We start from the raw sequence: 4,562 nt of genomic DNA, 5'->3' as shown, positions 1-4,562 counted from the left end.
CACGAGCGCGTGCAGGTCGACGCCGGTCTCGATGCCGAGCCCGTGCAGCTGCCAGAGCAGATCCTCGGTGGCGAGGTTGCCCGTCGCGCTCTCGGCGTAGGGGCAGCCACCCAGGCCGCCCGCGGAGCTGTCGACCGTCGTGACGCCCTCCTGGAGCGCCGCCAGGACGTTGGCGAGCGCCTGTCCGTAGGTGTCGTGGAAATGCACACCAAGCTGGTCCAGCTCGATCCCCGCGGCGACGAGGGCGCGCACGAGGGCGCGCACGTGGCCGGGGGTCCCCACCCCGATCGTGTCGCCGAGGCAGAGTTCCGTGCAGCCCAGCGCCACAAGGCGCGTCGCCACGTCGACGACCTGCGTCACAGGCACCTTCCCTTCCCATGGGTCGCCACAGACCATGGACACATATGCACGCACACCGGCTCCGGCTGCGCGTGCCCGCTCCACAACCGGCGCGAACATCTCGATCGACTCAGCGACGCTGCGGTTGAGATTGCGCCGCGAGAACGTCTCGGTGACCGAGGCGAAGATCGCGATATCTCGCACACCCCGATCGAGGGCCCGCTGCAAGCCCTTGACATTCGGCACGAGGACCACATAACGCACCCCGTCCACCGGCTGTAGGCGGTCGATGAGATCCTCAGCATCTGCCAGCTGTGGCACCCACTTTGGATGCACGAAGCTCGTCGCTTCCACGGTCCGCAGGCCGGCAGCCACGAGCCGCTCGACGAACTCAGCCTTCACCACCGTGGGGATGACCTGCTTCTCGTTCTGAAGACCGTCACGCGCGCCCACCTCGTAAACACGGACACACTGCGGAAGGTTGTCGCGTGTGACGACCTGCGGCACGGTCATGGGCACAGCGTGCTCCTCACAGCCCGAGAGAGCGGCCGACGATTTCCTTCATGATCTCGTTGGTGCCGCCGTAGATCTTCTGGACGCGTGCGTCGACGAACGCTCGCGCGATGGGGTACTCGGTCATGTAGCCGTAGCCACCGTGTAGCTGGAGGCAGTGGTCGACGACGCGGTTCTGCATATCGGAGCACCACCACTTCGCCATGGCTGCCTCCTCGGCCGTGAGCTCACCAGCGACGTGTGCCTCGAGGCAGCGGTCGACGTAGGCCTGCGCCACGCTCACCTCGGTCGCCGCCTCGGCGAGGGTGAAGCGGCTGTGCTGGAAGGAGCCGATGGGCTGCCCGAAAGCCGAGCGCTGACGCACGTACTCGAGCGTCCAGTTGAGCGCCGCCTGTGCCGCGGCGACGCTGATCGTGGCAATGGCCAGGCGTTCTTGAGGGAGGTTCTTGCTGAGGTAGCCAAAGCCCTTTCCCTCTTGGCCGAGCAGGTTCGCGACGGGGACGCGCGCCTCGGCAAAGAACAGCTCTGCGGTGTCCTGGGCGTGCATGCCTATCTTGTCCAGGTTCTTCCCGCGCGCGAAGCCCGGGGTGTCGCGCTCCACCACCAGCAGGCTCAGGCCGCGCGCGCCCGCAGTGGCATCGGTCTTCACGACGACAATGACGAGGTCGGCGTTGATGCCGTTGGTGATGAACGTCTTCGAACCGTTGACGACGTAGTCGTCACCATCTCGCACAGCCGACATGCGCACTGCGCCCAGGTCCGAGCCGGTTCCCGGCTCCGTCATGGCGATCGCCGTGATCAACTCGCCCGTGACCAGCCTCGGGAACCAGCGCTCAGCCTGCTCGTCGTTGGCCAGCTGAAGTAGATAAGGCACAGCTGTGTCGTTGTGCAAGGAGAGCCCCAGTCCCGACGCGTTGACGCCCGCAGCCTGCACCTCCTCGTGCATGACGACGTTGTAGCGGAAGTCCGTCACGCCTCCCCCGCCGAAGCGCTCGGGGACATCAAGACCGAGGAAGCCGTTCGCCCCTGCAGCCAGGAAGAGCTCGCGCGGCACGATGCCGGCGTGCTCCCACTCCAGGTGGTGAGGCACGACCTCCTTGTCGAGGAAGCGCCGGAAGCTGTCGCGGAACAGATTGTGCTCCGTCTGGAAGACGCTCCGCTTCATTTCGGGATGCTCCTCAAACCACGCGTCGTTCACGCAGGCGGGTGATCCGTTCAGCCGTAAGACCCAGCTCGGCCAGGATCTCGTCGGTCTGCTCACCCAGCCCCGGGGCGTGACGGGCCACGTCGAACGGCTGCCCCGAGACCGGAGCCGGCCATCCTGTGCTTGTGTAGGGGCCCGCGACCGGGTGCGTCATCTCGTGCACGATCTCGCGGGCACGCAGGTGCGGATCATCGAGCGTGTCCTGCTTGGAGTTCGCTGGGCACAGGGGGATGTCGTGTGCGCGCGCGATGTCCATCCACTCGGCGAGCGTGCGCTCCTTGAACACAGGGACGAGCTCGTCCAGCAGATCAGCCTTGCCGCCGTCGGCGAAGTCGACGGCGAACGAGGTGTCCTTGACGTCCAGCAGGTCTTCCCGGCCGACAGCGACGCAGAAGTTGTCCCAGAACTTGTGCTCGATGGCGGCGAGGAGCACGATCCGATCGTCCTTGGTCGCGTACCAGGTGTACTTGGGTCGCTTGTGCGGATCCATGCCTACCGGCGGAGGCGGGTTGCGTCGATCCGTGATGCGCGTCGAGTTCCACGCCATCACAGCGTCCAGACACTGGTTGGCCAGCACCGCGTCCGCGCCCGCCGCGTCGATGTGGGCCCCTTCGCCCGTCTGGTCTCGGCGCCGCAATGCCGCGACCGTCGTGAGGGCGGCGTACAGGGCGGTGGACAGCGGCCCGTCGATCGACCCGGAGAAGTACAGCCCCTCAGGGTTGAGGACCTGGTGCACCACGCCCTGTTCGTCGACCTCGTACTGCTCCTGGCCGGCCACCGCTCCCATCATGTAGCCGTGCACGGGGATCTGGCTGTACGCCCCGCGTGCCCCGAAGCCGCTTGCCTGGCAGTACACGATGTCCGGCTTGACCGCGCGCTGAGCGTCGTAGCCGATCCCGAGAGCCTCGCACGCATCGCCGGCGAAGCCGTCCACGAAGACGTCCGCCGTCTCCAGCAGGCTGAAGAACAGGTCGCGCCCCTCGTCCTGCCGCAGGTCGATCGTGACGCTGCGCTTGTTGCGGTTACAGAGCAGATGGAAGACGCTGTTCTGCGGCGTAATCCGATCACCAAGCTCGCGCAGGTAGTCACCGTAACCCGGCCGCTCCACCTTGATCACGTCGGCCCCGAGATCCCCGAGCAGGCGACTGGTCTGGTCGCCGGTCGGCAGCATCGCGCACTCGATGACGCGCACGCCCTGCAGCAGCTCGATCATGATCGGCTCAACCCCTGCAGGAAGCGACGCGCCTGGATTCCAGGGAACCACTCGATCGCCTCGCCGTACTGCTTACTCCCGTCGTCGAGGGTCCACTCGCAGAGCGACCAGTACTGCAGATAGCGGGCCCAGGGCACCCACTTGAGGACGTTCTTGCACTCGCCCTCCGCATGGATGGTGCGCCCCATGTCGTCGGTGCCCTCGATGGCCAGCTTCCACGGCACTCCGTCGGGACGCCGTTCGAGGACCTGCCGAGTGCCGGAGACGACATGGCTGACCTTGTCGTCCTTCTGGATCCATCCGGTGATCGCCGGCTCGATCGTGCCCTCGATCGGGTCTGTCGCCAGCGGCTCGGTGCCTATGTTGTACATCTGGAAGGCGAAGCCCTTCCCGTCGTTGAACCACGGAAAGTCGCCACGCGGGTTGTCCTTGTAAAGGCGGGGCCCCCAGCTGTGGTCGCGGTTGGACCCGCAGTCGATGTCGATCTCCTCGCCGTTGATCCACACCTTCCCACTGACCCGGCCGCCCTGCTCGTAGTGGTGCGGCCCCCACTCCTGCGAGCCGTCCGGGAAGCCCGAGTTGGCCACGCCCATGGTGGCGTCGAAGCGCAGGTCGAACTGGCAGCCGTCGCGGTCGTACTGCATCAGGAAGGTCTTCTGGGGTTCGACGCACTTCAGGGTGAGTCCGTTCGGCGTGCTGTAGTCGAACATCTCCGTCTCGTTCTTGCGGATGTCGAGCGGTGCAAACTCCAACCAGTCGTGGTAGAGGCAGTCGTACATCTGCTCGCCCGACGGGTCCCAGAGGGCCACACCCGTCATGGAGAAGTTCATGTTCGGCCGGTGGTTCATGTAGACGAAGCCCGAGAGGTTCCGCTCCGCGACGTAGAACGGGAACCAGGCGCTCTCGTTCCAGAAGGGACTGTCCGTCATCAAGTCCTTGTGGAAGTAGTCGTCCTCAGGACGCACGAAGTCGACCATGGAGCCTCCTGACTGCCGTCGACGCCTCGACCCGGTGCCGCTGCTGTCTAAATGAACGCAGATTTTGTTTAGGAGCGCAAGTGCCAACCGCATGACGGACCTATGACAGACGGTGCCACCGCGAGCCAGCCGTCGAGGAGGCAGCCGCTGCCTCTCACATCACGTTTAGAATCGGGGAGTCAACCAGAGAGGAACGGCGATGACAACGGTGCGCACCCACCCGGGCAAGAAGGCCACGGCGACGCGACAGCGCATCCTCGACGCCGCAGCCAAGATCTTCCGTCAGAACGGCTACACTGGCACCCGCCTCACGGAC

4 protein-coding genes are annotated in these 4,562 nt (G+C 65.7%); all 4 read right to left on the bottom strand.

Annotated elements, in window-relative coordinates; all coding sequences use genetic code 11:
• Positions 1 to 852, bottom strand: an 852-nt coding sequence (locus DD1DGNOD_RS11600) for a hydroxymethylglutaryl-CoA lyase (protein WP_131770106.1), incomplete at its 3' end; no start/stop codon positions are given.
• 16 nt (positions 853 to 868) lie between these two features.
• The gene (locus DD1DGNOD_RS11595) at positions 869 to 2,017 is read right to left on the bottom strand and encodes an acyl-CoA dehydrogenase family protein (protein WP_131767434.1); all 1,149 of its coding nucleotides are present in this window, start codon (positions 2,015 to 2,017) and stop codon (positions 869 to 871) included.
• A gap of 13 nt (positions 2,018 to 2,030) precedes the next feature.
• A complete protein-coding gene (locus DD1DGNOD_RS11590) occupies positions 2,031 to 3,269 on the bottom strand; it encodes a CaiB/BaiF CoA transferase family protein (protein WP_131767379.1) in 1,239 nt (412 codons plus the stop codon).
• On the bottom strand, positions 3,266 to 4,246 hold the full coding sequence (locus DD1DGNOD_RS11585) for a DUF7065 domain-containing protein (RefSeq protein WP_131767378.1): 981 nt from the start codon (positions 4,244 to 4,246) through the stop codon (positions 3,266 to 3,268). Before DD1DGNOD_RS11585 ends, DD1DGNOD_RS11590 begins: the two co-directional genes overlap by 4 nt.
• Between the last annotated feature and the right edge of the window lie 316 nt (positions 4,247 to 4,562).

Origin of the sequence: Candidatus Protofrankia californiensis (assembly GCF_900634765.1) — a bacterium.
Classification (GTDB): Bacteria; Actinomycetota; Actinomycetes; order Frankiales; family Frankiaceae; genus Protofrankia; species Protofrankia californiensis.
Note: the sequence above shows the minus strand (reverse complement) of the source record. Positions and strands in the feature narration are given on the sequence as shown.